Raw genomic sequence first — 20,175 nt, 5'->3', positions numbered from 1 at the left:
CCGCTCCTTATTCCAGCCACAGCAGGTTATCGCCAGGACTGACCGGACGGCCCGCCTGGCAGGCAATCCGCGTCACACGACCGGCCTGCGGGGCGACAATCGCCAGCTCCATCTTCATCGCCTCTACGATAATCAGCGTCTGCCCGGCGCTGACCTCGTCGCCCGGCTGCACCAGCACTTTCCAGATGTTGCCATTGAGATCCGCCTGCACCGCCAGCCCGCTCTCCTCTTCTTCGCTGACGCTGGCGCGCGTTTCATCCTCCGGAGGCGCGTTCTGCTCCTCCTGCGCCCATAGCTGCACTTCCTGTTCAAAGGCGGCGGCCTGGCGCTGGCGGAACGCTGCAATTTCAGCGGCGTGGTCGGCGAGGAACTGCTGGTGGGCGGCAAAATCAAACTGCGTCTCTTCAATACGCAGGCTGGCGCGGCCTTCGCGGAAATCTTCGCGCAGCTGGGTCAGTTCGGTTTCACTCACCGGATAGAAGCGCACCTGATCGAAGAAGCGCAGCAGCCACGGCGCATCGGTAGCGAACTGCGGATTTTTCAGGAAGGTATTCCAGATGGGCAGCGTGCGGCCCACCAGCTGATAGCCGCCGGGCGAATCCATGCCGTAGATGCACATGTACATGCCGCCGATCCCTACGGTGCCTTCGGCGGTGAAAGTGCGCGCCGGACTGTATTTGGAACTCAGCAGGCGATGGCGCGGATCGATCGGAACGGCACAGGGCGCGCCAAGGTAGACGTCGCCCAGCCCCAGCACCAGATAGCTGGCGTTGAACAGGGTATCGCGCACCTCATCGCGGCTGCTTAAGCCATTAATCCGCTGGATAAAGTCCACGTTGTTGGGCAGCCAGGGGGCGCTGGCGCGCACCGTCTCCTGATAGCGGCTGACGGCGCCCAGCGTGGCGCTGTCTTCAAATGCCATCGGCATCCACACCACGCGGGAGGGCACTTTCAGCGTGCTGACGTCGCCCAGCGTCGCTTCCAGCGCCAGCAGCAGCGACATCAGCCCGGACTGGTGAATGATGCGGCTGTCGTAGCGCACCTGCAGCGAACGCACGCCAGGCGACAACTCCTCTACGCCGGGCTCCGCCTGCGCCGTCAGCGCATTCATCAGCAGATGGACACGCAGACGCAGCGCCAGATCCAGCACGTTGTCGCCATACTCAATCAGCACATATTTGTCGCCCGCCTGGCGATAGACCACTTTCGGCGTGCTGGTCGTGGCCTCCAGAGCGGCCAGAATCGTGGCGGAACCGTGGGCGGTTTCGGCCAGTGACGGCACGGCAAATGTGGGCGGATGCTCAGGCCGCAATGTCTCAATCAGATGCATCTGCGCTTTTTCCCGCGCCAGCGCATCGTCTGCGGTGATGGGGTGGAAGCGGATGGTGTCGCCAGGTTTAACCTGGCCCACTTTCCACAGCTCGGCTTTGGCGATGGTCACCGGACAGACAAAGCCGCCGAGGCTTGGGCCGTCGTGCGTCAGGATCACCGGGAAGTCGCCGGTAAAATTGACCGCGCCAATGGCATATTCACAGTCGTGAACGTTGGAGGGATGCAGGCCCGCTTCGCCGCCGTTGGCGCGGGTCCAGGTCGGTTTCGGGCCGACCAGCCGCACGCCGAGGCGGTTGGAGTTGTAGTGCACCTGCCAGTCACTGGCGAAGAACGCATCGATGGCGGCCTGGGTGAAGAAGTCCGGTGCGCCGTGCGGGCCGTAGAGCACGCCGATGCGCCACTCGCTGCCGTAGTGCGGAATCAGCGCCGCATCGAGCGGCTGCGGATCGCTGACCGGGGCAGGCGTGGTGCAGGCTGCCCGATCAGGCTGGGAGATCGCCAGCATATCGGCAACCCGCAGGGTGCGTCCGGCGTGACCGCCAAACTGGCCCAGCGAAAAGGTGCTGCGGCTGCCCAGATACTCCGGCACGTCGAAGCCGTTACGTACGGCCAGATAGCTGCGGCAGCCCGTCCGGGCGCGTCCCAGCGCCAGAGTCTCTCCCGCTTTCACCGCCAGCGGCTGCCAGGTGCTGACCGGTTCGCCCTCCAGCGTGGCGTCGCAGTCAGCACCGGTCAGCGCCACGATGGCATCACAGTGGAAACGCAGCGTCGGCCCCTGCAGGGTAAATTCCAGCCCCGCCGCCGCGTCATGATTACCGACGATGCGGTTAGCCAGCCGGAAAGCGAAGTCATCCATCGGGCCGGAAGGCGGCACGCCGATATCCCAGTAGCCGAGGCGGCCTGGATAGTCCTGAACCGAACTGAAGGTACCAGGTTGCAGCACTTCCACCACGGAGGAGGCAGGCACCACGCTGTCGAGGTAGCGCGTCCAGACGTTGCCGCTGCGAAACGCGTCGCTGGCGGTAATCTGGCGCAGATAGTCGAGGTTGGTGGCGATGCCGTGCAGCTGAGTGGCATCCAGCGCATGGCGAAGTTTTTCCAGAGCAGCATCGCGGGTGTCGGCATGCACGATCAGTTTGGCGATCATCGGATCGTAGAAGCTGGAGACCTCGCTGCCGGTTTCGATGCCGCTGTCGACCCGCACGCCGTCAGGGAAAGTTACGCCGGTTAGCAGGCCGGGGCTGGGCTGAAAGTTCTTGAGTGGATCTTCCGCATAGAGCCGCACTTCAATGGCGGCGCCCTGCGGCGCCTGCTGCAGACGTGGCCAGTCAACCGCATCGCCCGCCGCCACCTGCAACATGCACTCCACCAGATCGAGTCCGGTGACGCACTCAGTGACCGGATGCTCCACCTGCAGGCGGGTGTTCACTTCCAGAAAGTAAAAGGCCTGCTGGTCGACGTCGTAGATATACTCCACGGTGCCTGCGCTGCGGTAGTTCACCCGCTCGCCGAGCCGCACCGCCGAGGCGAGCAGGGCGTCACGCGTCGCCGGAGACAGGCCGGGCGCGGGCGTCTCTTCCACCACCTTTTGATTGCGGCGCTGCAGTGAGCAGTCGCGTTCACCCAGCGCGACCACAGTGCCGTTACCGTCACCAAAAATCTGCACTTCTACGTGGCGGGCGCGATCGATGCAGCGCTCCAGAAACACGCCCGCATCACTGAAGAACTGCTCGCCAAGACGGCGTACGCTCTCCCAGGCGCTGGCGAGCGCACCGGCGTCGGCGCAGCGCGTCAGGCCAATGCCGCCGCCGCCCGCCGTGCTTTTCAGCATCACCGGATAGCCGATCTTATCGGCCGCCTGCATCGCCTCCTCCAGCGACGCAAGCAGCGGTGTACCTGGCGTCATCGGTACACCCGCACTGGCTGCCAGCTCACGGGCACGGTGTTTAAGGCCGAACTCACCAATCTGCTGCGCGGTGGGGCCGACAAAGGCGATCCCCGCCGCTTCGCAGGCTTCGGCAAACGGCTGGCTTTCTGAAAGAAAACCGTAGCCCGGCCAGATAGCCTGCGCGCCGCTCTGCTGAGCCGCCGCCAGAATTTTGTCGATGCGCAGATAGCTGTCGCTGGCCTTATCGCCACCCAGCGCAATAGCGATATCCGCCTGCTTAACGTGCTGCGCGTTGCGGTCAGCATCTGAATAGACCGCGACACTTCTGACGCCCAGGCGCTTCAGGGTCCGAATGGCGCGACAGGCAATTTCGCCGCGGTTGGCAATCAGTACGGTGGTGAACATAATCAGTGACTCCCCTGTGATGCCAGCCAGTTGCGCCAGCCGCCCGTCTCAGTAATCTCCAGCGCGTTGTTCAGCGCCGCGCCTTCGCAGATAAAGCCTTTCACCACCCGCCCATCCGCCAGCGTCAGGTTGCCGATGCCCAGCGGTGCGGGAATCTCGGCCACAAACTCACCAAAGCGCGCCAGCGGGATATCCCACAGCTCCACGGTGATAGCGGCGCCCTGTTCGTCACGCATCAGGCCGGGTTTTTTGATCGCGCCCTCCAGCAGGGCAAACAGGCGATAGTGTGGCGCGGTCTTCGTCTCTTCCACCCAGACGGCATGGCGATCGGTGAGCTGGAAATTAAGCGGCATTCCGGTGAGATGCGCGCCCACTACCGCCAGCCGGACATGGTCGGCGGAGGCGGGCAGGCTGGTGCGCCAGGCAGGGCAGGGCTGGCCGGTCGCGCCCAGCGGCAGAGCAAGCTGCTGCTGCCAGCGAATGCCAAACTCAGCCAGCGCCCGATCGTGCCAGGCGGGCGCAATCAGCGTGATGCCTGCCGGGAGATCGTCATTGCGAAACGGTGCGGGCAGCGCCAGCGCGGCGAGGTCGGCAAGGTTGGTAAAGTTGGTATAGGTGCCAAACTGCGAGTTGTAGTGAATCGGCTCCTGCTTCATCTCCTCCAGGGTATGAATCGTGGGCGAGGTCGGCACCACCAGCGCGTCAAACTGTGCCAGCGTCTGCTGAATCTGGCGCGTCAGTTCGGCCCGCAGATACTCCGCCTTATAGGCGTCGACTGCGCTGTATTTCAGGCCACTGGCAATAATCTCGTGTACCACCGGGTCCATCTCCGCCGGGCGATCAAGCATCCCGCCCACCGCCGCCGTGCGTTCAGCGACCCAGGCACCGTAGTAGAGCTGTTCAGCCAGCTTCCGGAACGGGGTGAAGTCGATAGGGTGTAGCGTCACGCCACCCGCCTGCAACGCCTCCAGCGCCTGGTCCCAGGCGGCTTCGGCGGCGGCATCATCAAAAAACTCCGGGTTCAAAGGTACCGCAAAATGGGGATGGACGGGCAGGCTGGCCGGGGCGGTGCGCGGATTAATGCGCGAATAGGCGTCACCGGCATCATAGCCACCCATGACGCTGGCGACGCTAAAGGCATCTTCTGCCGTCAGCGCAAACACGGAAATCGTGTCGTTGAGGCGGCAGGCGGGCACCACGCCGCGTGCAGAGAACCAGCCCTTGGTCGGCTTCAGTCCGACAATATTGTTAAAGCCCGCCGGAACGCGGCCCGATCCCGCTGTATCGGTGCCCAGTGAAAAGGCGACCAGCCCGCGCGCCAGCACCGACGCGGAGCCGGAGCTGGAGCCGCCACTGACGTAATCGGCATCAAAGGTGTTACTGACCTCGCCAAACGGGGAGCGGGTGCCCACCAGGCCGGTAGCGAACTGATCGAGGTTGGTTTTGCCGATGACTATCGCGCCGGCGGCTTTCAGCCGGGCGACCGCTACCGCGTCTTCGCTGGCGGTATAGGTAAAGGCGGGGCAGGCGGCGCTGGTCGGCCAGCCCGCCACATCAATGTTGTCTTTGACGGCGAAGGGAACACCAAACAGCGGCAGGGATCCGGGATCGCGCTGATAGTGCGCCAGCAGTGGCTCAATCTGAGCCGCTAACTGCTCCGGTGTCGCCAGATAGATCCAGGCATTATCGTGCGTGTCGAGAGCCGCCAGGTGTGCGCTCAGCAGCGAAGTAATCTGTTGCGGCGCCTGCTGATAGCGCTGCTGCCAGGCGTGAAGCGTCAGGCCAAAGGTTGAAGTCATACGAAGAATTCCAGCTGGTATACAAGATGGAATTCAACAGAGCAAAGGCTGTGCCACTTTTTTAACGCAATGATTCAACAGTTTAATGCGTGTAGTGATAAGATTTTCTGATGATAATTTGCACAATTACGGCGCGCGCGCTGAACGATGACGGTGCGTTTACCTTTCGTGTGCGTAAATTTTGTGAAGAACATGGCAAGAGTCCGGTGGCCTGGTTAGCATGAAGACTGTCTGGCAACTCGCCGGCCCCAGCAACAGAGGAGATTTACGTGGTGAAGTGGCGTAACTGGATAATAGGGATCTGCATGGCCGGCACGGCCAGCAGCGCATGGGCCGATTCGCTTGATCAACAACGGCAACGTTATCAACAAATTAAACAGGCCTGGGACAGCAATCAGATGGCCACCGTGGATCAGCTGTTGCCCACGCTACAGGATTATCCGCTCTATCCTTATCTGCAATATCGCCTGCTGGCACAGGATCTCGATCAGGAGACCACCCTGGCGGTACAGAACTTTATTCGCCAGTATCCAACGTTGCCACCCGCGCGTTCGCTCAGCACCCGCTTTATTAATGTGCTGGCTTACCGACAGGACTGGCAGGGGGTGCTGAACTTCAGTCCGACCGAACCTAAGCCGGTGCAGGCACGCTGTAACTGGTATTACGCCAAATGGGCCACCGGTCAGCAGCAGGCCGCGTTTGACGGCGCGAAGCAGATCTGGCTGCGCGGCACGGCGCTGCCCGCGGACTGCGATAAGCTCTTCTCGGTCTGGCAGGCGTCCGGTCAGATTTCGCCAATTACGATCCTGGAGCGTATCCGGCTGGCGATGAAAGCAGGCAACGACAGCCTGGTGAGCTATCTGGCGAAAACGTTGCCAACTGACTATCAGACCATGTCTGACGCGATACAGGCCCTGCAGCAGGACCCGTTAACGGTCAGCACCTTCGCCAGCGCCGTCGGGCCAACCGACTTTACCCGCCAGGCGACGATTTACGCCTTTACGCGTGTGGCGCGGCAGGACATGGAAAATGCCCGCAGCCTGATTCCGATCCTGGTCCGGGCGCAGAAGATGGGGCCGGAGGATGAGCAGGCGCTGAAGGAGATTGTGGTCTGGCGCATGATGGGCAGCGATCTCACCTCTGAGCAGGCACGCTGGCGCGATGCGGTGGTGATGAACAGCGAGTCTACCGCGCTGGTAGAACGCCGGGTACGACTGGCACTCTCTCAGCATGACCGACGCGGCCTTAACACCTGGATCGCCCGTCTGCCGCTGGAAGCCAAAGAGAAAGATGAATGGCAGTACTGGCAGGCCGATCTGCTGTTTGAGAAAGATCGCAAAGAGGAAGCGGAAGAGATCCTGCGCAAACTGATGCAGGCGCGTGGCTTCTATCCAATGGTGGCCGCACAGCGGCTGGGCGTTGACTACCCGTTGCAGGTGGATGAAGCGCCGAAGCCTGACAGTGCCACGGTGCAGGGACCGGAGCTGGCCCGCGTTCGCGAGCTGATGTACTGGGGTCTGGATAACCTGGCGCGCAGCGAGTGGAGCAATCTGATCGGCAGCCGCACGCACACGCAGCAGCAGATGCTGGCGCGCTACGCCAATGAGCAGGACTGGTGGGATCTCAGCGTGCAGGCGACCATCACGGCCAAAATGTGGGACAGCCTGAAAGAGCGTTTCCCGCTGGCGTGGCAGAGCGTCTATGAGCGCAACACCGCGGTGAAGCAGATCCCGCCGAGCTATGCGATGGCGATTTCGCGTCAGGAGAGCGCCTGGAATCCGAAAGCGCGTTCACCGGTCGGCGCCAGCGGTCTGATGCAGATTATGCCTGCCACGGCGGCGCATACCGTGAAGATGTACAACATCCCTGGCTACAGCAACACCAGCCAGCTGCTCGATCCGGAAACCAATATTCAGATCGGCACCCAGTATCTGGAATATGTCTATCAGCAGTTCAATCAGAACCGGATTTTCGCCTCGGCGGCCTACAATGCCGGGCCGGGCCGGGTGCGAAGCTGGCAGAAAACCAGTGCAGGCAATCTTGATGCCGTCGCGTTTATCGAGACCATCCCGTTCTCTGAAACGCGTGGCTATGTGAAGAATGTGCTGGCGTACGACGCCTACTATCGTCACTTCATGGGCAAGCCTGACAAGATCCTGTCAGATGCTGAGTGGAATCGCCGTTACTAGCTGTGCTAAGCTTCCGTACTCTTTAGTGAGTACGGAAGCCTCTTCATGACCCATTCTGATTCCCCCACCGATGCGCATCCGGCAGAAGATAGCTGGCAACGCTTTGTCGTGCTGATGCAGCAGGCCTTTGCTGATGGTCATGCGCTGCCACTGATGCAACTGATGATGACGCCCGACGAGCGGGAAGCGTTCGGCACCCGCCTGCGGATTATCGAAGAGTTAATGAACGGCGAGATGAGCCAGCGCGAACTGAAAAATGAGCTCGGCGTTGGCATTGCGACCATTACACGTGGCTCGAACAGCCTGAAAGAGGCGCCGCCGGAGCTGAAACGCTGGCTGGAGGCGCGTCTGGGACGCGCCTGATCACTGCTGGTAAAGCGGATGGATGAACGGGCAGAGCGCCAGAATCAGTGCCTGATGATAGACACTGGAGCGGCTGAGCAGGCCATTTGTGAACGCCCCGATAGCGCCACCCTGGTGTTTGATATTTTCGATGCCGGTTAACCGCGCCATCTCTTCACCCAGCTCCCGGCCTTCACGCAGACCCGCCAGCACCACCGGCGGCAGGGTGAAACTGGCCGAGCGCGATTCGCCGCGCTGCTTCTGATTTTCTACCACCATCCAGGCAAACGCGCTGTCATCTTCAATGCCCGCCTCAATCGCTACCCAGAACGCCGCTTCTGGCCGGACCTGCCGGGCATTCATCACGCGCTGACGTGCGCCAGTTCGCGTTTCGAGATGGGTTAACGGTTGTGCTGCTACGCCGCTATCGACCTCGACCCCTTCAATATGGCAGGATCCCTCGCCGAAAACGTCGTTGAATGCCTGAGCAATCGCATGAATTTTCGCTGGATTGGTGGTGGCTGCGACAACATGGTACATAATTGGTTGAACCCTCAGGTGATTAAGCGCCTGGCCTATCGGGCTGTTTGATTTGTCATTCTGAACCCGGGCAGTGCTCACAATCCTCACGTACTTTCCGTACGCGCCGGTTGTTTCGCGCTCTCCGTGTGCAGACTGACTGCAACAATGACGCCTGATGGGGTAAGCTCTAAAGCGATTTTTGTCGCAGTATAACGGAAACTAACATGCTACAGGTCTATCTTGTTCGTCACGGTGAAACGGTATGGAATGCGGAGCGTCGCATTCAGGGTCAGTCCGACAGTCCGCTGACGGAAAAAGGTGAGCAGCAAGCCTGGCAGGTGGGTGAGCGCGTGAAACATCTGGGCATTACGCACATTATTGCCAGCGATCTGGGGCGTACGCGCCGCACCGCGGAGATTATTGCGGATGCCTGCGGTTGCTCAGTCACGCTTGATCCGCGGTTGCGTGAGCTGAATATGGGGGTGCTGGAGAAGCGTCCGCTGGATGGCTTAACCGCGGAAGAAGAGCAGTGGCGCGCCACGCTGGTCAACGGCACCGAAGGGGGCCGTATTCCTGAAGGGGAGTCGATGACTGAGATGGCGACGCGCATGCACGCCGCGCTGAATGCCTGTCTTGATCTTCCAGCCGGAAGCCGTCCACTGCTCGTCAGTCACGGTATGGCGCTGGGGGCGCTGGTCAGCACGATCCTCGGTCTGCCCGCCTATGCGGAACGTCGTCTGCGTCTGCGTAACTGCTCACTCTCACGTGTTGATTATCAGCAGAGCGCCTGGCTGGCAGAAGGCTGGATTGTCGAGACGGCGGGGGATATCTCCCATCTGGATGCGCCTGCACTCGACGAGCTTCAACGCTGATCTACTTAAGGCTGCCGTCGCGATGACGGCAGCCTTAACGTCAGCTGGCTACGGTCTGGCGGCGAATGGGAATCAGATATTCGCAACGGATCTCGGTCGGTGGCTCAGCGCGTTTTTTACCGCCATCGGTGTAAAAGCGTTCGATGTCCTGTCCCTGACGGCGGGTCAGCCCCAGCGTCGGCATGCAGGTGCCATAGAGCAGCAGAATAAACTCCTGCAGATTGACGCGCGGGCCGGTATAGGTGAACTGCACGTAGTCGCCCGCTTCCAGAATCACGTTCTGCCCGGAGTGCAGGTTGACCGCGCTGTCAGCAGGCACCGCCGTGGTGTAGAGAATCTCCTGCTCATCATCTTTGTCCTGGCTGGCGCGCACCTGATGCAGGCCATACAGTACCGGCGGCACCGTGTCGGTTTCCAGCAGGAACTGCTTCCAGAAATGAATACGCATTTCGTCGCGGTAGCTGGAAATCTGCTCCAGAATACAGGTGTAGTTCTGGGTTTGTCCTACCAGCACCGTCTCCGGCAGGGTGACGAAAGCCGGTTCCGGCTGCGTCTCATCATCCAGGCGAATAGGGGGACGAATACCGAATGAGTTCCAGTCTGAAGAGCGGCGATACCACGCCGGTGTCTGAGCAAACTGCTTCTTGAATGCGCGAGTAAAAGTCTGTTGTGAATCAAAACGATACTGCAGTGCGATGTCCAGAATCGGGCGGCTGGTCAGGCGCAGCGCCACGGCGGCTTTAGACAGACGACGCGCACGAATATAGGCACCTATTGCGTGTCCGGTTACGTCTTTAAACATCCTCTGTAAATGCCATTTAGAGTAACCGGCTTTCTGGGCAACATTGTCCAGTGAAAGGGGTTGATCCAGATGGCTCTCCAGCCAGACAAGCAAATCGCGAATGATACCGGCTTGGTCCATAAAACATCCTCATACTCTGGTGGTGCAGCTAAACGCATTCGAAGAATATTAGCACTCATTGCTCAAAAGACGTGGGCCGTTTTCCGGGGAAGGTTGTGCTAAATCAGTACGGGCTTCAACCCGTTTTGGTTTGGTCATTAACTCGATTAACAGTACATTACATTCTCATCTATTCCATTTGCAATGGTAACTCCATGACAATATTCCGACTTATGATCGCTGCGCTGACCACGCTGACCTTTTCCAGCCCGCTGTTTGCCGAACAGATTGGCTCTGTTGATACGGTATTCAAGATATTCGGGCCTGACCACAAGATTGTCGTTGAGGCTTTCGATGACCCGGACGTTAAAAATGTAACCTGTTATATCAGCCGGGCGAAAACCGGGGGTATTAAAGGCGGACTGGGTCTGGCAGAAGATACCTCTGATGCCGCGATCTCCTGTCAGCAGGTGGGGCCGGTCGAACTGAGTGATAAAATCGCGCAGGGCAAAGCAGAGGGCGAAGTGGTATTCCGCCAGCGCACCTCATTGATCTTCAAGAAGCTGCAGGTTGTACGCTTCTTCGACAAAAAGCGCAACGCCCTGGTCTATCTGACCTATTCCGATAAAGTGGTTGATGGCTCACCGAAAAATGCGATTAGCGCTGTGCCAATTATGCCGTGGCACTGATTATGCCGTCACACTAAGGACAAAAAAAACGCCCGCAGGGGCGTTTTTTATTTGCCGCGTCTGACAGGGGCTTAATCCTGCAGGTCACCGCAGAAGCGATAACCTTCACCATGAATGGTGGCGATGATCTCTGGCGTGTCCGGCGTTGATTCGAAATGCTTACGAATACGACGGATGGTGACATCAACGGTGCGATCGTGTGGCTTGAGGTCGCGGCCGGTCATTTTTTTTAGCAGATCGGCACGGGTCTGAATTTTACCCGGGTTTTCGCAGAAGTGCAGCATGGCGCGGAACTCACTGCGTGGCAGTTTGTAGTGCTCGCCGTTCGGGTTGATCAGTGAGCGGCTGTTGATATCCAGCTCCCAACCGTTGAACTTGTAGCTCTCTACCTGACGGCGCTCTTCGCCTGGCATGGCCAGATTCATGGTGCGCGACAGCAGGTTGCGGGCACGAATAGTCAGCTCACGCGGATTAAACGGTTTGGTGATGTAGTCGTCAGCGCCAATTTCCAGACCAAGAATTTTATCGACTTCGTTGTCACGACCGGTCAGGAACATCAGGGCGACATTGGCCTGCTCACGCAGTTCACGGGCCAGCAACAGGCCGTTTTTACCGGGCAGGTTGATGTCCATGATGACCAGGTTAACGTCATTGTCAGTCAGCACCTGATGCATTTCAGCACCATCAGTCGCCTCATACACCACATAACCTTCCGCCTCAAAAATACTCTTGAGGGTATTACGCGTGACCAGTTCGTCTTCAACGATAAGAATGTGCGGGGTCTGCATGTTTAGCTACCTAAAATTTGCCAACAAATTGAAAACAGGGCGTACAGCGGTATGGCGTTCTCCATCATCGAGAGCGGCGGGCCGCGCTGAACCGTTGTACGAAATCATATTTTGATAAGCCATCTATCAACGTCAACAACAGTATTAGCTCAGCCAGTCAGGATGAAAATTGCATGCCCCGGGCGTTAATGATAATGGCGCATATCCTAACTGTATTAACAGCAACCTAACAGCACCAACTACAACCGATAAGCATAAAAACAACGCTTCGTTGACTTATATCAAATGCAATTGTAGCACGTTAACACTTTTGTGAAAAACTTCTCGCAGATTGCCTGTTTAGCTCACAAAAAGCATCATTTTCGTTACATTTTTTACGCAGTCGGGCCAAAATAAAACCCGCCGGAAATCACATTCTATCTCGTTGAAGTTAAATGGTTTAATAATGATTTCTTTAATAAAGCTCGTTTCAGGGATAAAAAGATTCAGGCCATCACTTTTAACCAGTTTTAACATGGTTAACACACGATTTTCTTATTACCTTCTGGCGACTGAATCATTAACAGCCATGTTAATATGGCGTTATGTTAATGGACCAATGGAATAAATATGCTTTTTCCCCTGATTCTCGTCTCGCCCGCGCGGCCAGAAAATATCGGCGCTGCGGCGCGTGCCATGAAAACCATGGGATTCAGTCAGCTGCGCATCGTTGCCAGTGACGCCTGGCAGGATCCCGCCGCGCGCCGGGTGGCACATGGTGCCGGCGAAATTCTCGACAACGTTCAGACCTTCGCAACCCTGGCCGACGCGTTAGCGGACATCGATTTTTCGGTCGCGACCACCGCGCGCAGCCGGGCAAAGTTTCGTTATTACGCCACACCGGAGCAGGTTGAAACGCAACTGCTGGAGAAACGCCAGTGGGTAAACAGTATGGCGCTGGTGTTTGGCCGCGAAGATAGCGGGCTGACCAACGAGGAGCTGGAGCAGGTAGACCTGCTGACCGGCATCCCGATGGCGAATGACTATCCTTCACTCAATCTCGGACAGGCGGTGATGGTCTACTGCTATCAGCTGTCGAAGCTGAATCAGGTTGAGGCATCAAAAGCCTCTGCGGCGGATGGGCAGCAGTTGCAGGCGCTGCGTCAGCGTTTCCATCAGCTGCTGGCGCAACTGGAGGTCAGTGATGATGAGAAGCTGTCAGACTGGATCGATCAGCGGGTAGGGCTGCTGGAACAGCGCGACAGTGCGATGCTGCATCGTCTGCTGCACGATATTGAAAAAAAACTCACAGATAAATCCTCGGCAAAAAGCTGATTTTACAGCAACAGATCGCAGGGAATTTCTGCATAGCAACCGATCGAACAGCGTTTTACGCTTTCACCGGTGGCTGTGCGCAGTGGTGGAAATCTGTCCGCCGGACAAATCGGGTTGACTTAATGTGCGCTTTGCTTTACTTCTGGAAGCAAGACGGACAGACAAAAACAGACAGAAAATAAATCTAAATGCGTAAAATCAGCCTGAACACCACAATTATTACCACCACCATTACCACAGGTAACGGTGCGGGCTGACGCATACAGGAAAAACAGAAAATAAGCCCGCACCTAAACAGTGCGGGCTTTTTTTTCGGCTTAAATTCAGGAGAGTTTATATTATGCGAGTGCTGAAATTCGGCGGGACCTCGGTAGCGAATGCGGAGCGGTTTCTTCGCGTCGCTGACATTCTGGAAAGTAATGCGCAACAAGGACAGGTTGCAACCGTGCTCTCTGCGCCAGCAAAGATCACTAACCATCTGGTGGCGATGATTGAAAAAACCATCAGTGGTCAGGATGCTTTGCCGAATATCAGCGACGCCGAACGCATCTTCAGCGAGCTGTTGCAGGGACTGGCTGACGCGCAGCCGGGCTTTGAGTACGATCGACTGAAAACCCGCGTTGACCTGGAGTTTGCGCAGCTGAAGCAGGTCCTGCACGGTATCAGCCTGCTGGGACAGTGCCCGGACAGCGTCAACGCGGCGATTATCTGCCGCGGTGAAAAACTCTCGATTGCGATCATGGAAGCGCTGCTGCAGGCGCGCGGCCATGAGGTCAGCGTGATCGATCCGGTGGAGAAATTGCTGGCGGTCGGCCACTACCTTGAATCCACTGTTGATATCGCCGAATCAACCCGCCGCATTGAAGCGAGTCAGATTCCGCCGCAGAACATGATCCTGATGGCAGGCTTCACGGCTGGTAACGAGCGAGGCGAGCTGGTCGTACTGGGCCGTAACGGTTCAGACTATTCAGCCGCTGTGCTGGCCGCCTGTCTGCGCGCCGACTGCTGTGAAATCTGGACCGATGTGGATGGCGTCTATACCTGCGATCCGCGCCAGGTGCCGGATGCGCGCCTGCTGAAGTCGATGTCCTATCAGGAGGCGATGGAGCTCTCCTATTTCGGCGCCAAAGTGCTGCATCCCCGCACCATCGCGCCCATTGCCCAGTTCCAGATCCCCTGCCTGATCAAAAACACGGCCAATCCGCAGGCACCCGGCACCCTGATTGGAGCAGAAGGCGAACAGGATGAGAACCCGGTAAAAGGCATCACCAACCTGAATAATATGGCGATGGTCAACGTCTCCGGTCCTGGCATGAAAGGGATGGTCGGGATGGCGGCCAGAGTCTTTGCTGCGATGTCGCGCACCGGCATCTCTGTAGTGCTGATCACCCAATCCTCTTCCGAATACAGCATCAGTTTCTGCGTGCCGCAGAGCGAGCTGGCGCGGGCGCGTCAGGTGCTGGAGGAGGAGTTCTACCTGGAGCTGAAAGATGGCCTGCTGGATCCGCTGGATATCATTGAAAACCTGGCGGTGATTTCGGTGGTGGGCGATGGCATGCGCACGCTGCGCGGCATTTCAGCCAAATTCTTCTCGGCGCTGGCGCGCGCCAATATCAATATCGTGGCGATTGCTCAGGGCTCCTCCGAGCGTTCAATCTCGGTGGTGGTGAACAATGATGAAGTGATCACCGGGGTTCGCGTGGTGCATCAGATGCTGTTCGCCACCGATCAGGTAATCGAAGTGTTTGTGGTCGGCGTCGGCGGCGTCGGCGGCGCGCTGCTGGATCAGTTACATCGCCAGCAGGCGTGGCTGAAGAAAAAGCATATCGATCTGCGCGTCTGCGGCATCGCTAACTCCCGTGCGCTGTTAACCCACGTCCACGGCATCGATTTAAGCAACTGGCAGGCGGCATTAGGCGAAGCGAAAGAGCCGTTCAATCTCGGTCGTCTGACCCGTCTGGTGAAAGAGTATCATCTGCTCAATCCGGTGATTGTGGACTGTACCTCCAGCCAGGCGGTCGCCGATCAGTATGCTGATTTTCTCAGCGAAGGTTTCCATGTGGTGACGCCAAACAAAAAGGCCAACACCTCATCCTGGAATTACTATCAGCAGATGCGCGCCGCCGCTGCCAAATCGCGGCGTAAATTCCTTTATGATACCAACGTCGGCGCCGGACTGCCGGTGATCGAAAACCTGCAGAACCTGATGAACGCCGGTGATGAGCTGCTGCGCTTCTCCGGTATCCTCTCTGGCTCGCTGTCCTACATTTTCGGCCAGCTGGATGACGGAATGTCACTGTCGCAGGCGACAACGATGGCGCGTGAGATGGGCTTTACCGAGCCCGATCCGCGTGACGACCTCTCCGGCACCGATGTGGCGCGTAAGCTGCTGATCCTGGCCCGTGAAGCGGGTCATCAGCTGGAGCTGAGCGACATTGAGATTGAGCCGCTGCTGCCCGCCAGCCTGACCGAAATCCAGGACATTGAGCAGTTTATGCAGCGTCTGCCTGAGCTGGATAACGCTTTTGCCGCCCGGGTTGCGCAGGCGCAGGATGAGGGCAAAGTATTGCGCTATGTTGGCGTGATTGAAGAGGGCGGCATCTGCAAAGTGAAGATCGACGCCGTTGACGGCAACGATCCACTCTATAAGGTGAAAAACGGCGAGAATGCGCTGGCGTTTTACAGCCGCTACTATCAACCGATTCCGCTGGTGCTGCGCGGATACGGTGCAGGAAATGATGTCACAGCGGCCGGTGTCTTTGCCGACCTGCTGCGGACACTGTCATGGAAGTTGGGAGTTTAATCATGGTAAAAATTTACGCACCGGCCTCGATTGGTAACGTCAGCGTCGGCTTCGATGTGCTGGGCGCGGCGGTTTCGCCGGTAGATGGCTCCCTGCTGGGTGACTGCGTCTCCGTGGAAGCGGCAGAGCAGTTTTCACTGACCAACGCCGGACGTTTTGTCAGTAAGCTGCCCGCCGATCCGAAAGAGAATATTGTTTACCAGTGCTGGCAGCGTTTCTGCCAGGAAATCGGCAAAGCGATCCCGGTGGCGATGACGCTGGAGAAGAACATGCCCATCGGCTCCGGGCTGGGTTCCAGCGCCTGCTCGGTGGTGGCCGGTTTAATGGCGATGAACGAGTTTTGCGGCAAGCCTCTCAGCGACAGCACGTTACTGACCCTGATGGGCGAGCTGGAAGGGCGGATCTCCGGCAGCGTGCACTATGATAATGTCGCCCCCTGCTTCCTCGGCGGCATTCAGCTGATGCTGCAGGAGAATGACATTATCAGCCAGGCGGTGCCGGGCTTTGATGACTGGCTGTGGGTAATGGCCTATCCGGGCATTAAAGTCTCAACCGCAGAAGCGCGCGCCATTTTACCGGCCCAGTACCGCAAAGAGGACTGCATCAGGCATGGCCGCTTGCTGGCTGGCTTCATTCACGCCTGCCATACGCGTCAGCCGCAGCTGGCAGCTAAACTTATGCAGGATGTGATTGCCGAACCTTACCGGACCCGGCTGCTGCCAGGCTTCACCGAGGCGCGGCAGGCCGCGAAAGATATTGGCGCACTGGCGTGCGGTATCTCAGGCTCTGGTCCGACACTTTTCGCCGTTTGCAATCAGATGGAAACGGCACAGCGGATGGCTGACTGGCTGAGCCAGCACTATCTGCAGAATGATGAAGGCTTCGTCCATATCTGCCGTCTCGACACGGCTGGCGCACGACAATTGGGATAACGCATGAAACTCTACAATCTTAAGGATCACAACGAGCAGGTCAGCTTCGCCCAGGCGGTGAAACAGGGTCTGGGTTCGCAGCAGGGTCTGTTCTTTCCGCTGGAACTGCCGGAGTTTGAACTGACCGACATCGACGCGATGCTGGAGATGGATTTTGTCAGCCGCAGCAGCAAAATTCTCTCGGCTTTCATTGGTGACGAGATTCCGGCCCAGCAGCTGCATGAGCGTGTTAAAGCCGCTTTTGCTTTTCCGGCCCCGGTGAAAGCCGTCAGCGAAGATATCGCCTGTCTGGAGCTGTTCCACGGCCCGACGCTGGCGTTTAAAGATTTCGGCGGCCGTTTTATGGCGCAGATGCTGTCGTATGTCTCAGGCTCAGATGAGCAGATCACCATTCTGACCGCCACCTCCGGTGATACCGGCGCGGCCGTGGCGCACGCCTTTTACGGCATGAAGAACGTGCGCGTGGTGATCCTCTATCCGCAGGGCAAAATCAGTCCGCTGCAGGAGAAACTCTTCTGTACCCTGGGCGGCAACATCGAAACCATCTCTATCGACGGCGATTTTGATGCCTGCCAGTCGCTGGTGAAACAGGCGTTTGATGACGAAGAGCTGAAGCGCGCGATTGGCCTGAACTCGGCTAACTCCATCAACATCAGCCGCCTGCTGGCGCAGATCTGCTACTACTTTGAAGCGGTCGCACAGCTGCCTCAGGAAAAACGTAATCAGCTGGTGGTGTCAGTGCCGAGCGGCAACTTTGGTGATTTGACCGCCGGTCTGCTGGCGAAATCGCTGGGCCTGCCGATCAAACGTTTTATCGCCGCCACCAACGCCAACGACACGGTGCCGCGCTTCCTGGGCAACGGCGAGTGGCAGCCAAACCAGACGGTCTCTACGCTGTCGAATGCCATGGATGTCAGCCAGCCTAATAACTGGCCGCGTGTGGAAGAGCTGTTCCGCCGTAAAACCTGGCGCTTAACCGATCTGGCCTGTGGTGCGGTCTCGGATGAGACCACGCGCGCCGCCATGCGTGAACTGGCTGAGATGGGCTACATTTCCGAGCCGCATGCCGCCATCGCCTGGCGTCTGCTGCGCGATCAGCTGCAGGAAGGGGAATATGGTGTGTTCCTGGGAACCGCGCATCCGGCGAAATTCCGCGAAAGTGTGGAAGCGATCCTTGAGCAGACCCTGACGCTGCCACCGGAGTTAGCGGAGCGTGCCGACCTGCCGCTGCTGTCGCATCAGATGAAGGGTGATTTCGCCTCGCTGCGGGCGTTTCTGCTGAAGTAAACCTGTGAAAGGCTTCCCGGTTGCGGGAAGCCTGTTTGTGGAAAGCAGAGGGCGCGGGGTGTTACTGCTCTGCGCGCTTAAAGACCAGCTCGCTCTCGCTGCTGCTGGCTGCATCAAAACGATAGCCATCCAGATCAAACGCCTTAAGCTGTTCCGGCTTTGTCAGACGCTGCTGAATCACATAGCGACTCATTAATCCACGCGCCTTTTTGGCATAGAAGCTAATCACTTTGTAACTGCCATTCTTCTCGTCGAGGAACACCGGCTTAATCATCTGTGCCCGCAGCGTCTTCGGCTTAACCGCCCGGAAATATTCGTCCGAGGCGAGGTTGATCAGCACCTCATCGCCCTGTTCCGCCAGCGCGGCATTCAGCGTTTCAGTGATGAGATCGCCCCAGAAGGTGTAGAGATCTTTGCCCGCCGGATTCGCCAGGCGAATGCCCATCTCCAGACGGTAAGGCTGCATTAAATCGAGTGGACGCAGTACGCCATACAGGCCTGATAACATACGCAGGTGCTGCTGAGCAAAATCGAAATCCTGATCGCTGAAGGTCTCTGCCTGTAAACCGGTGTAGACATCACCTTTGAACGCCAGGATAGCCTGACGGGCATTCTTAGGGGAAAAATCGGGCTGCCAGCTGTTAAAGCGCTCGGCATTGAGGTGCGCCAGTTTATCGCTGATGCCCATTAACGAGGCGATGCTGGCGGGTGACAGCTCGCGCGCAATTTCAATCAGCTGTTGTGACTTTTCTAACAGCGCAGGCTGGGTGAAACGCGTTGTCGCCAGCGGGCTTTCATAATCCAGCGTCTTGGCGGGAGAGATCACCATCAACATAGTTGCTTCCTCGGTTAATGCCTGGTTTAACAGGGCATTGGCTGCTTATCAGGCTTCGCAGTGTACCAAAAAAGCCGCAAAGAATGACGAATCACACCTATTTGTTCGCGCTATCGTAAACGGCATTCCCTGACCTTGCGCCACCGTTGCCGCGTGATATTATCGCAACAGCCTTTTTTCACACTGACAGTTAACTAAGAGAAAAGAACATGACGGACAAACTTACCTCCCTGCGTCAGCTCACCACCGTCGTCGCCGACACCGGTGATATTGCAGCCATGAAGCTGTATCAGCCACAAGACGCCACCACCAACCCTTCTCTGATTCTCAACGCCGCGCAAATTCCTGAATACCGTAAACTGATCGATGAAGCGATCGGCTGGGCGCGTGATCAGAGCAGCAACAAAGAAGAGCAGCTGCAGCTGGTTTCTGACAAGCTGGCCGTGAACATTGGTCTGGAAATCCTCAAACTGATCCCAGGCCGCATCTCGACGGAAGTAGATGCGCGTCTCTCTTACGACACTGAAGGCAGCATCGCCAAAGCCCGCAGCCTGATCAAACTCTACAATGATGCCGGTATCAGCAACGACCGCATCCTGATCAAACTGGCCTCTACCTGGCAGGGCATCCGTGCTGCAGAGCAGCTGGAAAAAGAGGGTATCAACTGTAACCTGACGCTGCTGTTCTCCTTTGCTCAGGCGCGTGCCTGTGCTGAAGCGGGCGTGTTCCTGATCTCTCCGTTTGTTGGCCGTATCCTCGACTGGTACAAAGCCAACACCGACAAGAAAGAGTATGCCGCGCACGAAGATCCAGGCGTGGTTTCAGTTTCTGAAATCTACAACTACTACAAGCAGCACGGCTATGAAACCGTGGTGATGGGCGCCAGCTTCCGTAACGTCGGCGAAATCATCGAGCTGGCTGGCTGTGACCGCCTGACCATTTCTCCTGCGCTACTGAAAGAGCTGGCGGAGAGCGAAGGCACCCTGGAGCGTAAACTGAGCTACAGCGGCGAAGTGAAAGCGCGTCCGGCCCGCATGACCGAGTCTGAGTTCCTGTGGCAGCACAACCAGGATCCGATGGCGGTTGCGAAGCTGGCAGAAGGTATCCGCAATTTTGCCGTTGATCAGGGCAAACTTGAGAAGATGCTGGCAGAACTGCTGTAATCTGTTGACCGTGGCGGCGCAGGCTGCCACGGTTTTCCCTTTTCCGACCCTTTCACTTTATATTATCCTCTCGGCTATTCCCCTTTTACTCCAACCGCACCGCGGTAAATCACA

16 protein-coding genes and 1 other annotated feature are annotated in these 20,175 nt (G+C 57.8%); of the genes, 10 read left to right on the top strand and 6 right to left on the bottom strand.

Annotated elements, in window-relative coordinates; genetic code table 11:
* Positions 1-7 precede the first annotated feature (7 nt).
* Together uca and atzF are read right to left on the bottom strand one after the other, a co-directional pair.
* The gene (uca, locus tag LC417_RS09460) at positions 8-3,625 is read right to left on the bottom strand and encodes an urea carboxylase (RefSeq protein ID WP_223565763.1); all 3,618 of its coding nucleotides are present in this window, start codon (positions 3,623-3,625) and stop codon (positions 8-10) included.
* 2 nt (positions 3,626-3,627) lie between these two features.
* The gene (atzF, locus tag LC417_RS09455; protein WP_033756498.1) at positions 3,628-5,424 is read right to left on the bottom strand and encodes an allophanate hydrolase; all 1,797 of its coding nucleotides are present in this window, start codon (positions 5,422-5,424) and stop codon (positions 3,628-3,630) included.
* A gap of 269 nt (positions 5,425-5,693) precedes the next feature.
* Here atzF and sltY point away from each other — a divergent pair, with 269 nt between their 5' ends.
* A complete protein-coding gene (gene sltY / locus LC417_RS09450) occupies positions 5,694-7,613 on the top strand; it encodes a murein transglycosylase (protein ID WP_033756501.1) in 1,920 nt (639 codons plus the stop codon).
* Between the two features lie 45 nt (positions 7,614-7,658).
* The gene (gene trpR / locus LC417_RS09445) at positions 7,659-7,976 is read left to right on the top strand and encodes a trp operon repressor (RefSeq protein WP_010253656.1); all 318 of its coding nucleotides are present in this window, start codon (positions 7,659-7,661) and stop codon (positions 7,974-7,976) included.
* Here the strand turns inward: trpR and yjjX are convergent, their stop codons facing one another.
* The gene (gene yjjX / locus LC417_RS09440) at positions 7,977-8,495 is read right to left on the bottom strand and encodes an inosine/xanthosine triphosphatase (protein ID WP_010253660.1); all 519 of its coding nucleotides are present in this window, start codon (positions 8,493-8,495) and stop codon (positions 7,977-7,979) included.
* Between the two features lie 206 nt (positions 8,496-8,701).
* On the opposite strand from yjjX, the gene gpmB reads away from it, so the two are divergent.
* Positions 8,702-9,349 carry a 2,3-diphosphoglycerate-dependent phosphoglycerate mutase GpmB gene (gpmB, locus tag LC417_RS09435; protein WP_010253664.1) on the top strand — a complete coding sequence of 216 codons (648 nt, stop codon included), beginning with the start codon at positions 8,702-8,704 and terminating at the stop codon, positions 9,347-9,349.
* Positions 9,350-9,389: 40 nt separating this feature from the next.
* On the opposite strand, the gene robA is transcribed toward gpmB, so the two are convergent.
* Positions 9,390-10,271: an MDR efflux pump AcrAB transcriptional activator RobA gene (gene robA / locus LC417_RS09430; protein ID WP_033756504.1), complete on the bottom strand. Its 882-nt coding sequence runs from the start codon at positions 10,269-10,271 to the stop codon at positions 9,390-9,392.
* 194 nt (positions 10,272-10,465) lie between these two features.
* Between robA and creA the strand changes: the two genes are divergently transcribed.
* Positions 10,466-10,939 carry a protein CreA gene (gene creA / locus LC417_RS09425; protein ID WP_010253671.1) on the top strand — a complete coding sequence of 158 codons (474 nt, stop codon included), beginning with the start codon at positions 10,466-10,468 and terminating at the stop codon, positions 10,937-10,939.
* A gap of 71 nt (positions 10,940-11,010) precedes the next feature.
* On the opposite strand, the gene arcA is transcribed toward creA, so the two are convergent.
* On the bottom strand, positions 11,011-11,727 hold the full coding sequence (arcA, locus tag LC417_RS09420) for a two-component system response regulator ArcA (RefSeq protein WP_010253677.1): 717 nt from the start codon (positions 11,725-11,727) through the stop codon (positions 11,011-11,013).
* Between the two features lie 609 nt (positions 11,728-12,336).
* On the opposite strand from arcA, the gene LC417_RS09415 reads away from it, so the two are divergent.
* From LC417_RS09415 to thrC, 5 genes are all read left to right on the top strand, one after another.
* The gene (locus tag LC417_RS09415) at positions 12,337-13,041 is read left to right on the top strand and encodes a tRNA/rRNA methyltransferase (protein ID WP_033780562.1); all 705 of its coding nucleotides are present in this window, start codon (positions 12,337-12,339) and stop codon (positions 13,039-13,041) included.
* A gap of 188 nt (positions 13,042-13,229) precedes the next feature.
* Positions 13,230-13,298, top strand: a complete 69-nt coding sequence (thrL, locus tag LC417_RS09410; RefSeq protein ID WP_071591720.1) for a thr operon leader peptide — start codon at positions 13,230-13,232, stop codon at positions 13,296-13,298.
* Positions 13,237-13,355, top strand: a sequence feature (Thr leader region). Its footprint overlaps the gene before it by 62 nt.
* A gap of 26 nt (positions 13,356-13,381) precedes the next feature.
* Positions 13,382-15,844, top strand: coding sequence for a bifunctional aspartate kinase/homoserine dehydrogenase I (gene thrA, locus LC417_RS09405; RefSeq protein ID WP_010671695.1), 2,463 nt, complete (start codon positions 13,382-13,384; stop codon positions 15,842-15,844).
* Between the two features lie 2 nt (positions 15,845-15,846).
* A complete protein-coding gene (thrB, locus tag LC417_RS09400; protein ID WP_010671694.1) occupies positions 15,847-16,776 on the top strand; it encodes a homoserine kinase in 930 nt (309 codons plus the stop codon).
* Positions 16,777-16,779: 3 nt separating this feature from the next.
* On the top strand, positions 16,780-18,063 hold the full coding sequence (thrC, locus tag LC417_RS09395) for a threonine synthase (RefSeq protein WP_010671693.1): 1,284 nt from the start codon (positions 16,780-16,782) through the stop codon (positions 18,061-18,063).
* 61 nt (positions 18,064-18,124) lie between these two features.
* Here thrC and yaaA read toward each other — a convergent pair whose 3' ends face one another.
* Positions 18,125-18,898, bottom strand: a complete 774-nt coding sequence (yaaA, locus tag LC417_RS09390; protein ID WP_010253688.1) for a peroxide stress protein YaaA — start codon at positions 18,896-18,898, stop codon at positions 18,125-18,127.
* Between the two features lie 209 nt (positions 18,899-19,107).
* On the opposite strand from yaaA, the gene tal reads away from it, so the two are divergent.
* Complete coding sequence (gene tal, locus LC417_RS09385; protein WP_010253690.1) at positions 19,108-20,061, top strand: transaldolase; 954 nt, start codon at positions 19,108-19,110, stop codon at positions 20,059-20,061.
* Positions 20,062-20,175 lie beyond the last annotated feature (114 nt).

This window comes from Pantoea sp. OVA07A (genome assembly GCF_019969975.1).
In the GTDB taxonomy this organism is placed as follows: domain Bacteria; phylum Pseudomonadota; class Gammaproteobacteria; order Enterobacterales; family Enterobacteriaceae; genus Pantoea; species Pantoea agglomerans.
The sequence above is the reverse complement of the archived record's forward strand: the minus strand, read 5'-3'. Positions and strand labels throughout refer to the sequence as shown.